Origin of the sequence: Bradyrhizobium sp. ISRA430 (assembly GCF_029909975.1) — a bacterium.
GTDB lineage: Bacteria > Pseudomonadota > Alphaproteobacteria > Rhizobiales > Xanthobacteraceae > Bradyrhizobium.
Map to the genome: position 1 here is coordinate 4,668,048 of NZ_CP094516.1, position 18,022 is coordinate 4,686,069.

At 63.7% G+C, this 18,022-nt stretch carries 12 protein-coding genes and 2 pseudogenes; 8 read left to right on the forward strand and 6 right to left on the reverse strand.

What is annotated here, in order from left to right; all coding sequences use genetic code 11:
- The first annotated feature begins 31 nt into the window (after window positions 1-31).
- From cpaB to MTX21_RS22345, 7 genes are read left to right on the forward strand one after another with little or no spacing between them, the layout of a single operon-like run.
- A complete protein-coding gene (cpaB, locus tag MTX21_RS22315; protein ID WP_280966833.1) occupies window positions 32-832 on the forward strand; it encodes a Flp pilus assembly protein CpaB in 801 nt (266 codons plus the stop codon).
- Window positions 833-843: 11 nt separating this feature from the next.
- Window positions 844-2,319: a type II and III secretion system protein family protein gene (locus MTX21_RS22320; protein WP_280966834.1), complete on the forward strand. Its 1,476-nt coding sequence runs from the start codon at window positions 844-846 to the stop codon at window positions 2,317-2,319.
- Window positions 2,320-2,340: 21 nt separating this feature from the next.
- The gene (locus MTX21_RS22325) at window positions 2,341-3,075 is read left to right on the forward strand and encodes a CpaD family pilus assembly protein (RefSeq protein WP_280966835.1); all 735 of its coding nucleotides are present in this window, start codon (window positions 2,341-2,343) and stop codon (window positions 3,073-3,075) included.
- A complete protein-coding gene (locus MTX21_RS22330; RefSeq protein WP_280966836.1) occupies window positions 3,072-4,340 on the forward strand; it encodes an AAA family ATPase in 1,269 nt (422 codons plus the stop codon). The genes MTX21_RS22325 and MTX21_RS22330 overlap by 4 nt, the downstream gene beginning before the upstream one ends.
- Window positions 4,341-4,361: 21 nt before the next feature.
- Window positions 4,362-5,825 (forward strand): CpaF family protein, encoded by a 1,464-nt coding sequence (locus MTX21_RS22335; protein ID WP_280966837.1) that lies wholly within the window; start codon window positions 4,362-4,364, stop codon window positions 5,823-5,825.
- A gap of 13 nt (window positions 5,826-5,838) precedes the next feature.
- On the forward strand, window positions 5,839-6,816 hold the full coding sequence (locus MTX21_RS22340; protein ID WP_280966838.1) for a type II secretion system F family protein: 978 nt from the start codon (window positions 5,839-5,841) through the stop codon (window positions 6,814-6,816).
- 9 nt (window positions 6,817-6,825) lie between these two features.
- Window positions 6,826-7,800: a type II secretion system F family protein gene (locus tag MTX21_RS22345; protein WP_280966839.1), complete on the forward strand. Its 975-nt coding sequence runs from the start codon at window positions 6,826-6,828 to the stop codon at window positions 7,798-7,800.
- A gap of 185 nt (window positions 7,801-7,985) precedes the next feature.
- Here MTX21_RS22345 and MTX21_RS22350 read toward each other — a convergent pair whose 3' ends face one another.
- Window positions 7,986-8,798 carry a tetratricopeptide repeat protein gene (locus MTX21_RS22350; protein WP_280966840.1) on the reverse strand — a complete coding sequence of 271 codons (813 nt, stop codon included), beginning with the start codon at window positions 8,796-8,798 and terminating at the stop codon, window positions 7,986-7,988.
- A gap of 93 nt (window positions 8,799-8,891) precedes the next feature.
- Window positions 8,892-10,382 carry a metallophosphoesterase gene (locus tag MTX21_RS22355; protein WP_280966841.1) on the reverse strand — a complete coding sequence of 497 codons (1,491 nt, stop codon included), beginning with the start codon at window positions 10,380-10,382 and terminating at the stop codon, window positions 8,892-8,894.
- Between the two features lie 554 nt (window positions 10,383-10,936).
- On the opposite strand from MTX21_RS22355, the gene MTX21_RS22360 reads away from it, so the two are divergent.
- Window positions 10,937-13,996, forward strand: a complete 3,060-nt coding sequence (locus MTX21_RS22360) for an adenylate/guanylate cyclase domain-containing protein (RefSeq protein WP_280971311.1) — start codon at window positions 10,937-10,939, stop codon at window positions 13,994-13,996.
- Window positions 13,997-14,187: 191 nt separating this feature from the next.
- Here the strand turns inward: MTX21_RS22360 and MTX21_RS22365 are convergent.
- From MTX21_RS22365 to MTX21_RS22380, 4 genes and pseudogenes are all read right to left on the reverse strand, one after another.
- A pseudogene (locus MTX21_RS22365) lies at window positions 14,188-14,646 on the reverse strand (transposase); the annotation flags it as partial.
- Between the two features lie 78 nt (window positions 14,647-14,724).
- A complete protein-coding gene (locus MTX21_RS22370; protein WP_280965647.1) occupies window positions 14,725-16,086 on the reverse strand; it encodes an IS1182 family transposase in 1,362 nt (453 codons plus the stop codon).
- A gap of 71 nt (window positions 16,087-16,157) precedes the next feature.
- A pseudogene (locus MTX21_RS22375) lies at window positions 16,158-16,904 on the reverse strand (IS256 family transposase); the annotation flags it as partial.
- Between the two features lie 140 nt (window positions 16,905-17,044).
- Window positions 17,045-17,986, reverse strand: a complete 942-nt coding sequence (locus tag MTX21_RS22380) for a polyprenyl synthetase family protein (RefSeq protein ID WP_280966842.1) — start codon at window positions 17,984-17,986, stop codon at window positions 17,045-17,047.
- Between the last annotated feature and the right edge of the window lie 36 nt (window positions 17,987-18,022).

Below are 18,022 nucleotides of genomic sequence, written 5' to 3' on the forward strand. Positions count from 1 at the left end.
CGTCGCGGCGTTTTGTTGGAAAGTGAAGCGTATGAATAGGGCACGCATTGTCGTCCTGACGGTTGCGATCTGCGCCGGCGGTGTCGCCGCGTACCTCGCGAGCGGCTCGGACAATTCTGCGCCGCCTCCCGCTCCGGTCGCGCAGCTTCCGACCGTCGACGTGCTGGTGGCCAAGAACGACATCGGCCTCGGCCAGACCGTGAAGCCCGAAGACGTGCAGTGGCAGACCTGGCCGTCAGCGACCGCCAGCGCCACCTTCATCCGCCGCAATGAGCGTCCCGATGGCGCGACCCAGGTCACTGGTTCGATCGCCCGGGCGCCCTTCATCCAGGGCGAGCCGATCCGCGACCAGAAGCTGGTCAAGGCCGAGGGCTCGGGTTTCATGGCCGCAATCCTGCCGAGCGGCATGCGCGCCGTCTCCACCGAGATCTCGCCGGAGACGGGTGCCGGCGGCTTCATCCTGCCTAACGATCGCGTCGACGTGCTTCTCACTCGGCGCCTCAAGAATCCGGACGAGAGCGGCAGCGCGCCGGACATCGTCACCTCCGAAATCATCCTGGCCAATGTCCGCGTGCTCGCCATCGACCAGGCACCGAAGGAAAAGGACGGCCAGAACGCGGTGGTCGGCAAGACCGTCACCCTCGAGCTCAATCCCGCGCAGACCTCGACGCTTTCCGCCGCCCGCCAGAGCGGCACGCTGTCGCTGGCGCTACGCAGCATTGCCGACGTCAAGATGAGCGACAACACGCTCCTCGACGAGTCCGCGCAAAAGCGCGACGGCATTTCGATCATTCGCTACGGCGTACCCAGCCAGACGGCAAAGATACGATGAGGACTTGCGAGATGACATGCAGGGTCAACACGGCGAAGCTGCGGACCGCGGTGGTCCGCGCCCTGTCGTTTTCCGCCGTGGCCGCGCTGACGCTCAACCCGATGCTTACTCCCGTGCTCGCCGCCGACTACCGCCCCGTGACGCCGATCGCGGCCGACGGCCAGATGAACGCGCGCTTCCTCTCGCTCGGCGTCGGCAAGTCGGTCGTGATCGACCTGCCGCGCGACATCAAGGACGTGCTTGTCGCCGACCCGAAGATCGCCAATGCGGTGGTGCGCTCGGCGCAGCGCGCCTACATCATCGGCGCCACCGTCGGTCAGACCAACATCGTGTTCTTCGATTCCGCCGGCCAGCAGATCGCGGCCTATGACATCGCGGTCAAGCGCGATCTCAACGGCGCTCGCGCCGCGCTGAAGCAGATCCTGCCCAATTCCGACATCCAGATCGACGGCCTCGGCGACGGCGTCATCCTGACCGGTACGGCTGCCAACCCGATCGAGGCGCAGCAGGCCAACGATCTCGCCGCCCGGCTCGCCGGTGGCCCGGACAAGGTGGTGAACTCGATCGTGGTCCGCGGCCGCGATCAGGTCATGCTGAAGGTCACGGTCGCTGAAGTCGCGCGGAGCATCGTCAAGCAGCTCGGCATCGATCTCTCCGCGAATCTCAACTACGGCACGTCGGTGGTGACTTTCACCAACTCCAACCCGTTCACGGCCCTCGGCCGCAATCTCGTGGACGGCAACAATCTGACCGCGAAGTTCGGCGGAGGCCCGTCGGTGCAGGCCACTCTGCGCGCGATGGAGACCGCCGGCGTGATCCGCACGCTGGCCGAGCCGAACCTGACCGCGATCTCGGGTGAATCGGCGACTTTCGTCGCCGGCGGTGAATTTCCGGTGCCGGCCGGCTATGCGTGCGATCCCACCACCCATGTCTGTACTACCCAGATCAGCTTCAAGAAGTTCGGCGTCTCGCTCAACTTCACCCCGGTGGTGCTTACCGAGGGCAAGATCAGCCTGCGGGTGATGAGCGAGGTGTCGGAACTGTCCAACGAAAATGCGATCACGCTGTCGCAGGCCGTGACCTCGACCTCGGTGAACTCGCTGACGGTGCCCTCGATCAAAACCCGGCGCGCGGAGACCTCGCTCGAAATTCCGTCCGGCGGCGCAATGGCGATGGCCGGCCTGATCCAGGATCAGACCAAGCAGGCGGTCAGCGGATTGCCGGGCCTGATGCAGCTTCCGGTTCTTGGAACGCTGTTCCGCAGCCGCGACTTCGTCAACAATCAGACCGAGCTCGTCGTGATCGTGACGCCCTATATCGTGCGCGCGGTGGCGCAGAAGGACCTGTCGCGTCCGGATGACGGCTTTGCCGCACCCGCCGATCCGCAGGCCGAGCTGATCGGCAACATCAATCGCATCTACGGCGTGCCTGGCCGGACCGATCCGGCGCGGAATTATCGCGGCACCTACGGCTTCATCACCGACTGAGGCGGAAACGGGGACTTCGCTATGATCACAAGACCACCCCAGATTCGCAAAGGCGCCATCCGCCTCGGTGGCGCACTCGTCGGTATGGCGCTGGCGCTCGGCGGCTGCCAGCACGACGAGGCGGTCACCGCTTCCATTCCCGACGACTACAAGCAGCGCCATCCGATCGCGATCGAAGAGCAGAACCGCTCGATCGTCGTCTTCGTCGGCCATGCCCGCGGCGGCTTGACGCCGGCTCAGCGCGCCGACGTCATGGGTCTGGCGTCGGCTTGGCTGCGCGAGGGTACCGGCGCGATCCATATCGACGTGCCGGCCGGCACGCCGAATGCGCGTCCGGCGGCCGAAACGCTGCGCGAGATCCAGGCGATGATGGCGGCCGCCGGCGTGCCGCCACGCGCCGTCATGGCGCGCCCTTATCAGCCCGAGGACAGGCGCTTCCTGCCACCGATCCGGCTGACCTATTCGAAGATCGCGGCGGTCGCCGGCCCTTGCGGCGTGTGGCCCGAGGACATCGGCCCCTCGATGAAGAACAGGGGCTGGTTCGAGAACAAGCAGTATTACAACTTCGGCTGCGCCTATCAGCGCAACCTCGCCGCCATGGTCGACAATCCGTCGGACCTGGAGCAGCCGCGGCCCGAAACGCCGTCCTACACGGCACGGCGCACGACGCTTCTCGAGAAGTACCGTAAGGGCACTCCGACGGCGATCACCTATCCTGAAGCCGACAAGGCCAAACTCAGCGACACCGGCAGATGATCAGCTACGCTCGCCAGACTCAACAAGAGCAGCCGGAGGCCCCTCCTCCGCCGGTCGAGGAGCATATTGCGCCCGCGCCGCGCGTCTCGGTCCAGGCCTTCTGCGAGACGGTGGAGACCGCCGCCGCCGTCCAATCGGCCGGCGAGGATCGCCGTCTCGGCAAAGCCCATCTCAAGATCCAGATGGGCGGCATGGCGGCCGCCATCGAAGCCTACCGCTCCGCGCCAACGCCGAACGTCATCGTGCTGGAGAGCGACGGCCGCAGCGACCTCCTGACCGGCCTCGACCAACTCGCCACGGTCTGCGATGCCGGCACCCGCGTCATCGTGATCGGCCGCATCAACGACGTCATGCTCTATCGCGAACTGGTTCGTCGCGGCGTCAGCGACTACGTGCTCGCGCCGGTCGGCGCCATCGACGTCGTGCGATCGATCTGCAACCTGTTCTCGGCACCGGAAGCCAAGGCGGTCGGCCGCATCATCGCCGTGGTCGGGGCCAAGGGCGGCGTCGGCGCCTCCACCATCTCCCACAATGTCGCATGGGCGATCGCGCGCGACCTCGCCATGGACGCGGTCGTCGCCGATCTCGACCTCGCCTTCGGCACCGCCGGGCTCGACTACAACCAGGATCCGCCGCAGGGCATCGCAGACGCGGTGTTCTCGCCCGATCGCATCGACACCGCATTCGTCGACCGCCTGCTGTCGAAATGCACCGATCACCTCAGCCTGCTGGCGGCGCCGGCGACGCTCGATCGGGTCTATGACTTCGGCAGCGAGGCCTTTGATGCCGTGTTCGACACGCTGCGCTCCACCATGCCTTGCATCGTGCTCGACGTCCCGCATCAATGGTCGGGCTGGACCAAGCGCTCGCTGATCGGAGCGGACGACATCCTGATCGTGGCGGCGCCGGACCTCGCCAACCTGCGCAACACCAAAAACCTGTTCGATCTGCTCAAGGCCGCGCGTCCCAACGACCGGCCGCCGCTCTACTGCCTGAACCAGGTCGGTATTCCGAAACGGCCGGAGATCGCCGCCGCCGAGTTCGCCAAGGCGATCGAGAGCCAGCCGGTCGTCTCGATTCCGTTCGAGCCGCAGATCTTCGGATCCGCCGCCAACAACGGCCAGATGATCGCGGAGATCTCCGCCAACCACAAGTCGATCGAGATGTTCCTGCAGATCGCCCAGCGCCTGACCGGCCGCAGCGAGGCCAAGAAGCAAAAGTCGTCCCTGCTTTCACCCCTGATTGACAAGTTGCGGGGAAAATAGGCCGCCGCATGGAGTTGTTAAGTGTTCGGTAAGCGTAGCGGAACAGACACCGACTTTCGGGCCCCCAAGCCCGGTGCCGTGTCGCCAGAGCCTGTCCAGGCTTCGGCGCCCACGGTGTCGCGCGCGCCGCCCCCGCCGGCCGTCGTCTCGCCGCCGCTTGCTCCTGCCAAGCCCGCGCCGACCATCGAGACCCGCCGCTCGGACAACTATTACGAGGTCAAGGCGACCATCTTCGGCGCGCTGATCGAGGCCATCGATCTCGCTCAGCTCGCCAAGCTCGATTCCGAATCGGCACGCGAGGAGATCCGCGATATCGTCAATGAGATCATCGCGATCAAGAACATCGTGATGTCGATCGCCGAGCAGGAAGAGCTGCTCGACGACATCTGCAACGACGTGCTCGGTTATGGCCCGCTCGAGCCGTTGCTCGCGCGGGACGACATCGCCGACATCATGGTGAACGGCGCGGGCACGGTCTATATCGAAGTCGCTGGCAAGATCCAGCGCACTGGCATCCGCTTTCGCGACAACCAGCAGCTCCTCAACATCTGCCAGCGCATCGTCAGCCAGGTCGGCCGGCGCGTCGACGAATCCTCGCCGATCTGCGACGCCCGCCTCGCCGACGGCTCCCGCGTCAACGCCATCGTGCCGCCGCTGTCGATCGACGGTCCCGCGCTTACCATCCGCAAATTCAAGAAGGACAAGCTGACGCTCGATCAGCTCGTCAAGTTCGGCGCGATCTCGCCGGAGGGCGCGGAGATCCTCCAGATCATCGGCCGCGTTCGCTGCAACGTGCTGATCTCCGGCGGTACCGGCTCGGGCAAGACGACTCTGCTCAACTGTCTCACCAACTACATCGAGCACGACGAGCGCGTCATCACCTGCGAGGACGCGGCCGAGCTCCAGCTCCAGCAGCCCCATGTGGTCCGGCTGGAAACCCGCCCGCCCAACATCGAGGGCGAGGGCCAGGTCACCATGCGCGAACTGGTGCGCAATTGCCTGCGTATGCGTCCCGAACGCATCATCGTCGGCGAAGTCCGCGGACCCGAGGCTTTCGACCTGCTCCAGGCCATGAACACGGGCCATGACGGCTCGATGGGCACGCTGCACGCCAACAATCCGCGCGAGGCGCTCTCACGCTGCGAATCCATGATCACGATGGGCGGCTTTTCCCTTCCCTCGCGTACCATCCGCGAGATGATCTGCGCCTCGATCGACGTCATCGTTCAGGCCGCGCGACTGCGCGACGGCTCGCGCCGCATCACCCACATCACCGAGGTGATGGGCATGGAAGGCGACACCATCATCACCCAGGACATCTTCGTCTACGACCTCATGGGCGAGGACGCCAACGGCAAGATCATCGGCCGGCACCGCTCGACCGGCATCGGCCGTCCGCGGTTCTGGGAACGCGCCCGCTACTATGGCGAGGAGAATCGCCTGGCCGCAGCGCTCGACGCGGCCGAAGCGGCGGCGAAGGCGTGAGCAGGGTGCCACCATGAACATGCAGGTCCTCGCCTTCACCTTCCTTGCGACCGCCGCCGCCGGCGGCATCGCGTGGGTCTTCCTTTATCCGCTGTTGTCCGGCGAGCGGCAGGCGGAGAGCCGCCGTGCCTCGATCGCCCGCGCCGAGGCCCCCACGGCCCGCGCGGCCGAGAAGACCCAACGTTCGCGCCGCGAGCAGGTCGAGACCACGCTCAAGGATCTCGAGGCGCGGCGCCAGCAGGAGAAGAGCGTTCCGCTCAGCGTCCGCCTGTCGCAGGCGGGGCTCGACTGGACGCCGCAGAAATTCTGGATCGTCTCCGCCGTGTTGGGCGGCGTGCTGGGTGCAGTCGCACTGTTCGTCGGCGGAGGCCTGATCGGCGCCGCCGGTCTCGCCTTTGCCGGCGGCTTCGGCCTACCGCGCTGGGCGCTGAGCTTTTTGAAGAAACGCCGCGAAGACAAATTCCTGGCCGCCCTGCCCGACGCCGTCGACGTGATCGTGCGCGGCATCAAGGCCGGCCTGCCGCTGTTCGAATCGATCAAGGTCGTCGCCGCCGATTCGCCGGAGCCGCTGCGCAGCGAATTCCTGGCGATCATCGAGACGCAGGCGATCGGAATGCCGCTCGGCGAGGCCTGCGCGCGGCTCTACGACCGCATGCCGCTGCCGGAAGCCAACTTCTTCGGCATCGTCGTGTCGATCCAGCAGAAATCGGGCGGCAACCTCTCCGAAGCGCTCGGCAACCTCTCCAAGGTGCTGCGCGATCGCAAGAAAATGAAAGAGAAGATCCAGGCGATGTCGATGGAGGCCAAGGCCTCGGCCGGCATCATCGGCTCGCTGCCGCCGATCGTCATGTTCCTGGTCTATCTCACCACCCCGCAATACATCTCGCTTCTGTGGACCCATCCCACCGGCCAGCTCATGCTGGTCGGCTGCGTCGTCTGGATGTCGATCGGCATCATGGTGATGAAGAAGATGATCAACTTCGATTTCTGACGGTGCCGCATGGTCGAATTTCTCGTCGCGAAACTGCATGACGTCCGCTTCATGACCATGCTGCTGGCGGCCATCGCCGCCAGCGCCACCGTCTATACGCTGGTGATGCCGCTGTTCGCCGGCGAAGGCCTCGCCAAGCGCATGAAGGCGGTGGCGAGCGAGCGCGAGCGCATCCGGCAGCGCGAGCGCGAGCGCCTTTCCAAGGGCGAGAAGGTCTCGCTGCGCCAGACCCCCAAGCAGCTCGTCTCCAAGGTGGTCGAGGATTTCAACCTCACCAAATGGCTGGCGCAGGAAGCCGCGCGCGAGAAGCTGGTGATGGCGGGCTATCGCGGCCACGCGCCCTACATCACCTTCCTGTTCGCCCGCATGGTCGCCCCGCTGGTGCTGTTCATCGGCGCTATCCTCTACGTGTTCCTGATCGCCCATATGGAGAAGCCGATGCCGATCAAGATCGGCATCTGCATCGGCGCGGCCTATCTCGGCCTGCAGGCGCCGATGCTGTTTCTCAAGAACGCCATCTCCAAGCGCCAGCTCTCGATCAAGCGCGCCTTTCCGGACGCGCTCGACCTGCTGCTGATCTGCATCGAATCCGGCATGTCGGTCGAAATGGCGTTCCGGAAAGTGGCCACCGAGATCGTGGGCCAGTCGATCGCGCTGTCGGAGGAATTCACGCTGACCACGGCCGAGCTGTCCTACTTGCAGGACCGCAAGGTCGCCTATGAGAACCTGTCGCGGCGCACCGGTCTCGAGGGCGTCAAGTCGGTCTGTCTGGCGCTTCAGCAGGCGGAGCGTTACGGCACGCCGCTCGGCCATTCCTTGCGCGTCATGGCGCAGGAAAACCGCGACATGCGCATGAACGAGGCCGAGAAGAAGGCGGCCGCGCTGCCGCCGAAGCTGACGGTGCCGATGATCCTGTTCTTCCTGCCGGTGCTGTTCGTCGTCATTCTCGGACCGACCGGCATCAAGGTCGCTGAGCTGCACTAGGGCGCGATGAGGTCAGGCCCGGCCTGACTACGTGCGGCCGATCGCAAAATATCGAAAAACAACCCCATGCAAAGTAGCCGGCAACCGCCGGCTCAAGGCCTTGCGGATCCAGCGAACTAACTGATCCCCAGGGCAAAATCGCTGCGGCCGCGCACGCGGTCCGTGCCGTCTCGAGAAACGGCCGATCAGTCGGACTGGCTGAGGGAGGCGACCGGCGTGCGCTTGGCCGCGCCGCGCGGCGCCTCGTTGCGGTTCAGCATGTCCTTCAGGTAGGCGACGTTGGCCGCCGCCTGGTCCGGCGGCAGGTCCGCCTTCACGATGGTCTCGGCTTCCGCAAAGCGCCCCTGCAGGCCGACCACCAGAGCGAGGTTCTGCCGCACCCGGCCGCTCGCACGTGGCGAGGCATAGGCCTGCCGCAGCGCTTCCTCGGCCTTCGGCAGGTCCTTCGACAGCATGTAGGACAGACCGAGATTGGAGAGCACGCCGGGATCGCCCGGCATGATCTTCAGCGCGCTCGCATAATAGCTGCGCGCCTCCTCATGCCGGCCCATCTGATCGAGCGCGGTGCCCTGCACGGAGAGCAGGCGCCAATCCGGATTGTCGGGCGAGTGCGCCTTCGACAGCACGTCGAAGGCCTGCTGGAAATTGCCGTTGTCGGCGAGCGCGCGGCCGTATTGGGCCAGCAGCGCCTTGTTGCCGGGGTGGGCGATGGTCGCCTGCTCGAGCACGGCGGCGGCCTGCGCACGCTGGCCATTGGCACGCAAGGCCTGGCCATAAGCGAGCGCGACGTCGGCGTCCTTGGGATTTGCACGGTAGCGCTCGCCATAGGCTTCGACGGCGCGCGCGGGATCGGCGGGAGCGGCTTCCGCTCGCGATCCGACCGAGCCGGTGACGTCGGAGAGCTTCGACATGGCGGTGCAGCCGCCGAGGCTGACCGTCACCATCGCAACCAGCGACGTGGACGCAAGAAGCCGGGCTGGACTGAACCGTTGACGCATGACGCCTTGACTCTTGAGCCGATTGATCGAGCCGAACGCGTCAGCAATAGACTGTTAACCCTAACGGCCAGTTAACGACAGGCCGCCGCATCCTCAGTGCGGCGTTCCCGCTGGCGCCTCGTTGCCGAGACCCGGATCGAGGCCGAGCGCCTTCACCTGATCGTTCAGGTCCAGCAGCAGCCGCAGCCTCTGCCGGATCTGCTGCTGCACGTCGATGCCCTCGCGCGGCATCTTCGGAAGTCGGCGCAGCAGGTCGGCACGATTGATTAGCGGGTTCGCACGGAGCTCGTCGAGCTCGGCGCGATCGACGCCGAGCACATCCGCCGATTGCTCGACCAACGCGTTCAACAGCGCCCTCGCCGCACCCAGCGGCTTGCCCCCCGGCTTTGCGGACTTGCTGTCGAGATCATTCCACGCCTTTGACGTGACGAGATAGGTGTAGAGCGCGTCCGCCCAGCTCAGTTCGCGATCGTCGTAGAAGGCGCGCCGCGCCAGCAACCGGCGGGCCAGCGCCACGAGCAGATCCCGGTTCAACGTCGCGCATGAGGCGATCTCGATCGCCGACTGGAAGGCGGGATCGCGGGAGAAATCGCGCCCCGCCGGAAGCCTGATGATGCCGTCCGGCAGGTTGCTATCGAGCGGCTTGAAGGCACCATCATTGCGCAGTCGCGAATACCGGGTGATGGCGAACCGGTAATGCGGGCTGCCCGCATCGGGCGACGGCCCGAAATGGATGATGTTGAAGCCGGCCTCGTCGCCGCCCTGCCCAGTCGAGGATGGACAGGAGAGCACGTAGATCGTGCGCCAGAAATCCTCGCCGCCCTCGCTCGCTGTGGCGCGCGGATCGGGGACCGAATAGCGGGCGAGACCCTCAACATGCCGGTGACCGTGCAGGATCAGATTCACGTTGAGCGAGGTAGCCGCTTCGAGAAACGTCGCGGGCGCGGCCAGATACATCAGCGGTTCGTCAGGGACGCCGAGGAAGCGCTTTCCCTCGCCGGTCGCCTGCGGCAGCGGATGATGATGCAGCGCCAGCACGCGCACCAGGTTTTCTGCGGGCTCGGCATAGTCGGCGCGTCCGGCCGAGCCTAGATTCCCTGCGAGTTCGACGCTCAGCCGCGCGGAGCGGGACACCATCGCGTTGTAGGCGCTCGCATCGATCGTGCTGCTCTCGAGCGTGGAGAGGCTGGCGCTGTTGGAATCCAGCAGCACGAGGTCCAGGCCGGACTGGCGGTAGTAGATGCTCTTCGACGTCCGCGGCAGATGCAGGTAGTCGTAGGCGTCGTGCCGGCCGCCGCGCTGGCTCGGACGCTTGACGTCGTGATTGCCGGCGACCGCCTGAATGTCGGTGAATAAGCCGCTTTGCCGGAAGGACGCGATGACCGCGAGCGCCTCGTCGAGCGCGCGCGGCCTCGGATCATTCACGAGATCGCCGGTCATCAGCAGGATGCGATCTGGAACTGTCGAAAACTCCGGCATCCTCTCGCCCAGCGCAGCGGCGAGAGCATCGATCGCGGGAAGCAGCCGGCCCGATCCGTCCAGATGCAGGTCGGAAATATGCGCAATGACGAACGACCTATCCATTTGCGCCGCCTCATGGGAATGCTACGCGGCCAAAGCGATGAGAAAAATGCCTGCGACGAACCGGTCCAAGTCGGCATCGATCGGTATACCGTTGCGTTCTTAAGCTCCATCGTGCAGAACGCGCCATAATCACAATCTAAAATATTCTACGATAATGCCACAACCGCAGCGCTAGTAAACTACGACTGTCCATGCGCCGTCCTGTCGTGAGCGACCGTTCTCACGGCAAGATACGAGGTGGGTCCGCGAATGGTCCTGCCATCGTTATGGGGAATCTGTCTTTGCTCAAGAGCTTCGATCAATGGTAGGATAACCAAACAATTGCCGTGGGTGGAATTAAGGGTCGGCCCGAGTAGTTGCTTTGCCGCTGGGCTCGAACCAACATAAGTTGCGAGCGTGGCATGCGTTGTACAAAGTGCGGTGCGGCCAGTCAGCAAGCCAAGCGGTTTTGCGCCGATTGCGGTGCCCCTTTATCAATTCCCGCTTTGTCCGGATTGGGCCCGCACAGCATCGCCGGGTTCTCAACCGAACGCGTTCAGCGCGAGAGGCGCCATTTGACCGTGCTCTTTGGAGATCTGGTCAACTCGACCCGCCTTGCGTCCGAACGCGATCCCGAAGAGTGGCGCGACATCGTAACCGAGTGTCTTGAGGCAGCCGGGAGCGCTATCACGGGTTTGGGGGGCTATGTTGCCCGATACATGGGAGATGGCGTGCTTGCCTATTTCGGATGGCCAACTGCGAGCGAAGATGATGCAGAACGTGCGGTCCGTGCCGGCCTTGCGATCATCGAGACGCTCGAGCCGCTAAACAGGCAGCTTGCAGGAAAGATAAGCTCCGAACTCGCGGTGCGCGTTGGAATCCACAGTGGGTGGGTGGTCATTGACCAGTTGGGCACCAACAAGGTCGAAGTCTTCGGCGATACCCCCAACATCGCGGCGCGCGTTCAGGCCAAGTGCGCTCCCAACTCAGTCTTGATGACGAGTGCCGTGCACGATCTTGTATCGAGCCAGTTCATCGTGGAGGACTATGGCACCTCCGCACTGGCAGGCATTGCGCGTCCAGTCCACCTTTACCGGGCAGTCGCTCCGAGCGGCGTCGGTCGAAGCTGGCGGCAGGATGGTGTTCGCGGGGCAACCTTGTTTGTCAACCGCAAGCGCGAGTTCGATGCGCTGTCGTCGAGTTGGCTCTCTGCGCAGAAGGGCGCAGGACAGTACGTTCTTCTGAGCGGCGAGCCGGGGATTGGAAAGTCGCGTTTGGTCGGAGAATTCCGCGCCGGTATCAGAGATGCGCATATTTGGATGGACTGTGCCGGTGAGCGCTTCGCCGAGAGTACCCCATTCCATTCGGTTACCGGACTGCTGGCGCAAGCTTTGGACCGTACGAAAGACGAAAGGGCCGAAGGCCAGATGCGCCAGCTTGAGCGCGCGATCAGCTTCAATGGGCTCGATCCCACGGCGATGATGCCTCTCATTGCAGACATGCTGAATCTTCCGCCGGCGCAAGATCATCAGCCGGAACAGGTCCCGCCGGAAGAAGCAAGGGGACGACTATTGGCGGGCTTGGCCGAGTGGGTGCTGCAACTGGCGAAGCGCCAGCCGCTGATCCTTGCCATCGAAGATCTTCATTGGGTTGATCCCTCCAGCATCGAGCTGATTGGGATGTTGATCGAGCGGAGTGCCGACGTTCCACTGATGGTGCTGGCCACGGCGAGGAAAGGGTACAACCCGCCCTGGCAATTGCGCAAGACGGACAAGTCGATCGTCCTGGGAAGATTGAGCGACGACGAGATCGGCGAGATGATCGCTGGATCCTCGGATATCGATTTGACCGAGGATGTCATGGCTCGGGTCGTCAAACGCTCCGATGGCGTTCCAATTTTTGCGGAAGAATTGCTGTCATTCCTGTTGGAGGGCGATCAAGATCCGGCACCACACGATATTCCCGCGACTCTGCTTGATTCGCTAACCGCACGCTTGGATCGGCTTGGACCGGCGCGGAGGGTGGCGCAGGTCGCGGCCGTGATTGGACGCGAATTTGACTACCCGCTGCTTCGAGCGGTCATGCCGGGTTCGGACCACTTCGTACAGTCAGGACTCGATGCACTCGTTCGGGCGGATTTGATCTACATGCAAGGCAAACCTCCTAGAGCGACCTACCAATTCAGGCATGCATTGATTCGCGACGCGGCCTACGAAGGGTTACTCAAGAGCGAGCGGCGCGATCTGCATGCAGGCGTCGCGCGGACGATCGGTGAACAATTTCCCGCCTTGGCCGCGGCGCACCCGGCGCTACTTGCCCGGCATTGGTCAGAAGCGGCGGAAGCCGAGCCGGCAATTGCCGCTTGGAAAAATGCAGGACAGGCGGCTCTCGCGCGATGCGCGTTCAAGGAAGCGGAAGAGGGCTTCCGTCAGGCAAGTGCGCTGCTGGAGCGGCTGCCGCCATCCGAAGAGCGCGACAGGACTGAACTGGACCTCTGCAGCTCGCTTGTGCGCGTGCTGCAGGTGACCAAAGGTTATTCCGCCCCGGAGACTATGCAGCTTGGCGCGCACGCTCGGGCACTCGCGGAACGTCTCGGCGACGTCGCGCAACTCGTACGTCAGGGCGCGCGAACCTGGGCCTCGATATTCTTCACGGGCGACTACGCGACCGCCGCCTCGCTTGCGAAGGAGATCCTCGATATCGCCTTGACTGAAGGCCCGAACTCCAGCCACTTGTTTTTCGCCCACTATGCGCAGGTACAGGCGCGGTTCTACGCCGGAGACATTTCCGGAGTAGAGGAGTACTTCGCCAAGCTCTCTCCGATGCTTGATACCAAGTCGATTTCCGCCGCATCCTATCTCATCATCCCGATAGGCGTGGCGAGCCGCGCCGCCTGGCAGGCTGGTCGTCTTGATCTCGCGCGCGAGCGGATGTCCCGTGCGATGGATCTCGCCAAGAAAAGCGGTGATCCCTATGCAATGGCGATGGCGCTGCATTTCAAAGGCAATCTCCATTGGTGTCTCAGGGCCCCGCGACAGGTGGAGATTGTTGCCGAACGGCTTTTTGCCCTTTCACAGCAGCACGGGCTCAATTACGCCTCGGATCTGGCGCGTGTACTGCTCGGTTGGTCCAAATCGCAGCTTGGACGCGGCCTTGAAGGCGTGGAACTGATCAACCAGGCCCTGGCTGGCTTCGCCAGCTCAGGAGCGAAAGTCGCCATTACCTACTTCCTCACGCTGCTCTCGGAGGCGCACGCGCGAGCTGGCGATGTTGGAGCGGCGGTGCAAACCGTGGAGGACGCTCTGGTCGCGAACCCTCAGGAATTGATATGGCGAGCGCACACCTTGACTTGGCGCGGCGAGCTCAGGCTTGAACTAGGGCAGCCCGCGATGGCTGAGGCGGATTTTCGCAATGCTATAGAGCTGGCGCGATCGCTCGGGCACAAGGCCTGGGAGCTTCGTGCTGCCACGAGCCTGGCGCGGTTACTGTCGCGCGGCGGCGATCATGTCGCCGCACTGGAAATTCTAACGCCTATTTATTCCTGCCTCCGTCGAAGTTTCCAAACCGCCGACCTGCGGGAAGCCAAATCGCTCATGGCGGAGATTTCACGTCTTGCGCCCGTGGCTTCAGGCTAAAAGCTTGATGAGATCAGGCTCGGTCTGCCGTCCGGGGTTTACCTCTCCCTACGGCAGAGGTGTTTTGAGCTCTCGGCTCGCATCGATTCAACCAAAGCCCATCAGGCCTTAACGGCGCGACAGCGATCGTGTCCCTAGGCGTGGTGTAACTGGCGGTGGGACACCGCGTTCGCCGGCGAGGGCCGGACAGGTCAGCTGGCGATTGCCGGGAAGCTGACGGCGGGATCATCGCTCAACGGCGCGATGGTTTCCAGCGTCATGTAGCGGGCGCGCTGGACGGCCCATTCATCATTCTGCTCGAGCAGGATCGCACCGACGAGGCGAACGATGGCGTCCTCATTGGGGAAGATGCCGACCACCTCGGTGCGGCGCTTGATCTCGCCGTTGAGGCGCTCGATCGGGTTGGTCGAGTGCAGCTTGGTCCGATGCTGGGGCGGGAAGGTCATGTAGGCGAGCACATCGGTCTCGGCCTCGTCGAGGAAGCCGGCGAGCTTGGGGAGCTTGGGGCGGAGCTGGTCGGCGACCTTTCGCCATTGGGTCTTTGCGGCCTCGGCATCGTCCTGGGCAAACGCGGTGGCGATGAAGGCGGAGACGACACGCCGGCCGCTCTTGCCGGCATGCGCGAGCGCGTTGCGCATGAAGTGGACGCGGGGGTCGTTGAAGAAGTGGCCAATAGATTTCGCGCGATGCAGCGACCGGCCCCGTCGTGGCCCTCGCATCAAAACCCGCTACGGGGCGATCTGAAGCCGCAAACGCACTATGAGGACAATCCAAGGCAGAATAAGCGCAAGCAGAGCGGCTGCCAGCCGCTTCAGATTGATGGCGGCGGCCGTCAGGTAGGCTTGGATCTTCATGTTCGGTAGACCGCGCCGTATGGCGCGCGCTAGTCCGTGCCAGGTTTTGGCTTCGCCGTGGAAGCCCTCTGAGCGCCAGCGATGGCGTTGATAGAGCCGTCGATCCTGCTTACTCCATCGCTCGCGACGGCGGCGGGCGCGGAGCAGTGCCGGATAATCGTCACCGACAACGACCGCTTTGTTAACTCGCCCTTTGGATAGGCAATCGCCCTTGAGCGGACACCGGGCGCAATCCTTCGCCTTCGAGTAAAAGAAACGGCCGTGCTTGATGGGCCGCGCGGGGCGCAAGATACGTCCTCGCGGGCACTTCAAGATGTCGTTCTTGGCGTCGTACCGGAAGCGTCTGAGCGGTACGCGACTCTTGATTGGTTCGGCTTTAGCTGGGATCAGGGCATCGATGCCGCGCCGCTCGAGCGCACCGTAGACTTTAGCGTAGGCATATCCCGCGTCGGCGGTGACCACCTTGATGTCGATGCCCGCAATCGCTTCAACCTCATCGACTTGCGGCTCGATCATCTCCCCTTCGTTCGTTTGTCCAGTCGTGACCGCGACGTCCAGAATAACGCCGACCTTGTCATCGACGGCAGTGTGCTGCTTGTAAGCGGGCTCCAGCCGCCGGTTTCGGGCATTGGTGGCCATTGTCGCATCCGGATCGGTGGTGCAGATCTTCTTGTACTTGCCGCTTTGCCGGCCCTTCCTCTCAGCCTCGCTTTCATCTTCGCTTTGATTCTCGCTCAGCACATCCACCACATGCTGCTCGGTGAGGCTGTCCCAACTCACGTTGGCGCGGATCAGCGACGCATCGATGTGAACCACTTCGGCTGTTGCGATCTTGGCCTTCAGGCAGGCCTCGACCGTGCGTTTAAAGATCCTACGGAATCGCTCTTCGCCCCAGCGCTGGCGGATGCGCGTCAGGCTGGAATGGTGCGGTAGCTGCTCGTGCAGGCCATAACCAGCAAACCAGCGAATGGCGATGTTGACCTGAGCCTCACGCATCAGCTTGCGATCGTGTACGATGCCGGTGAGCAGACCCGCGAGCATCAGGCGTACCGCGGCTTCTGGATCGATGCCTGGCCGACCGTCGTTCGCGCAATAGCAGTCGGAGACCTCTTCCCTTAGCCAAGATAGGTCGAGCACACGATCGACCCGCGCCAGCACGTGCTCATCTGGGACGAGCTGTTTGAGCGAGCCAGTGATGAAGAGCTCCAACTGATCCCGCTCCTTGCGCCCCAGCATCTCGTTTGCTCCGCCGATCGCGAATCGCCGACGAAAACGAAATCAGCCAATTGCAGCTTTTTCAACGACCCCACGCGGCAACGCTGCCAGGAGGCGTTGAGCACCTTGGCGACGGTGGCCTTGATGCCCTCATGGGCATCAGACACGACCAGCTTGACGCCGCGTAGGCCGCGGCGCGCGAGCTTGCGCAGGAACGCGGTCCAGAACGTCTCGGCCTCGGACGGGCCAATATCCATGCCGAGAACTTCGCGCCGGCCGTCACTGTTGACGCCGACCGCGACAATCACCGCGACCGAGACGATGCGGCCCTGCTGGCGCACCTTCACGTAGGTGGCGTCGATCCACAAATACGGCCAGTCGCCCTCGATCGGACGGGCGAGGAACGCCTTCACCTTATCGTCGATCTCGGCGCAGAGCCGGCTCACCTGGCTCTTGGAGATGCCGCTCATGCCCATGGCCTGCACGAGATCGTCGACCGAGCGGGTCGAGACGCCCTGCACGTAGGCTTCCTGCACCACCGCGGTAAGCGCCTTCTCGGCCATGCGACGGGGCTCCAGGAAGCCGGGGAAGTAGGAGCCCTTGCGCAGCTTGGGGATGCGCAGTTCGACCGCGCCGGCGCGGGTCTCCCAAATGCGGTCGCGGTAGCCGTTGCGCTGGGCCAGGCGCTCGGGGCTCTTCTCGCCATAGGCGGCTCCGGTCTGGCTTTCCACTTCCAGCTCCATCAGGCGCTGGGCGGCAAAGCCGATCATCTCGCGCAGCAGATCCGCATCAGGGGTCTTCTCCACGAGCGTCCGCAGGTTCATCATCTCGTCGGTCATCGGTGGTTCCTCGAATCAGGTTGGTGTCAGCAACCCGACCCTACCGGCGAATCGCCGGTGACCACCGCAAAGCCGTCCGCCCGCTACGGCGCTATTGTAGGGCGCGCGTGCGGACGGCTTTGCTCTACCGAGCTACACCATCACTGGGGACACGACCGCGACAGCTCTCGAGTATGGTCGACAAGCGCGTACAAAGTTGCCGGGTTGGCGCTATGCAGATGTGCCTCCCATTTGGCCTCCGCCGCCAATTGGTCGAGTTGCTCCTCGGCGGCCGGTACGGCGGCCTTGATCGCCCGCGCGATTTGCTCCAGCTCGTCAGCAGATCGCTCTGGCTTGCAGAACAATTCTGCGATCACCTCGTCTTGGATGGCGATCGAGGCGGGAAGCGTAAGAATTCCATCCCTCAGGTCCTCTTCTCCGCCGCCGCCCAGTGACTCCAGCCCTTTGACATCGCCCACGTCGTCGCATCCGTGGTAAAGGACGCCGAGCAGCCCGCCAAATTTGCGAAGCCGATCGTCTCTGGTGGCGACGCATGCGCATGTCTCAAACATTGAGCCTGTATCTTCGCCGGCGATAACCAGCCAATCCTTGACCCCGAGCGGTTGTCGTCGGAGATTCCACTGCAGGCATTCGGCAGCCCCCAGACGCTTGATCAAGTCGGAAATCAGACGGATATCGATTCGGTCTCCCGCCGTCATCCGAAAGCCGTCGGCTACGATATAGCCGGAAGCCATAAGGGCCTGCAGGAGCCCGAACTGGCAATGCAGGGTCGGCCTGCCTCGGCGCGCTTCTGATCCGTCGACGATGTCGTCGATGATGAGCGTCATATTATGCATCATTTCGACCACGGCCGCGGAATAGATCAAACGGTTCGGAATCGGCTCGTCCGTGATGGCTCGATAAACGCTGAAGATAGTGAGAGGCCTGAAATATTTCGAGCTGGTTATGAATTGCCATTCCAGCAGCGGCTTGATCTGGCCGTCGGCGCCGCGAATCCAGGTGTCAAGAATTTCCCGAAGCTGCTGCATCTCCTCCCTGAAGCCAAGCTGAGCTATTATGTTTTCTGTCGTTGCCTTCGACATCGCGACATCTTCCCCCTTCGGTCGCCCGCGCTTCAA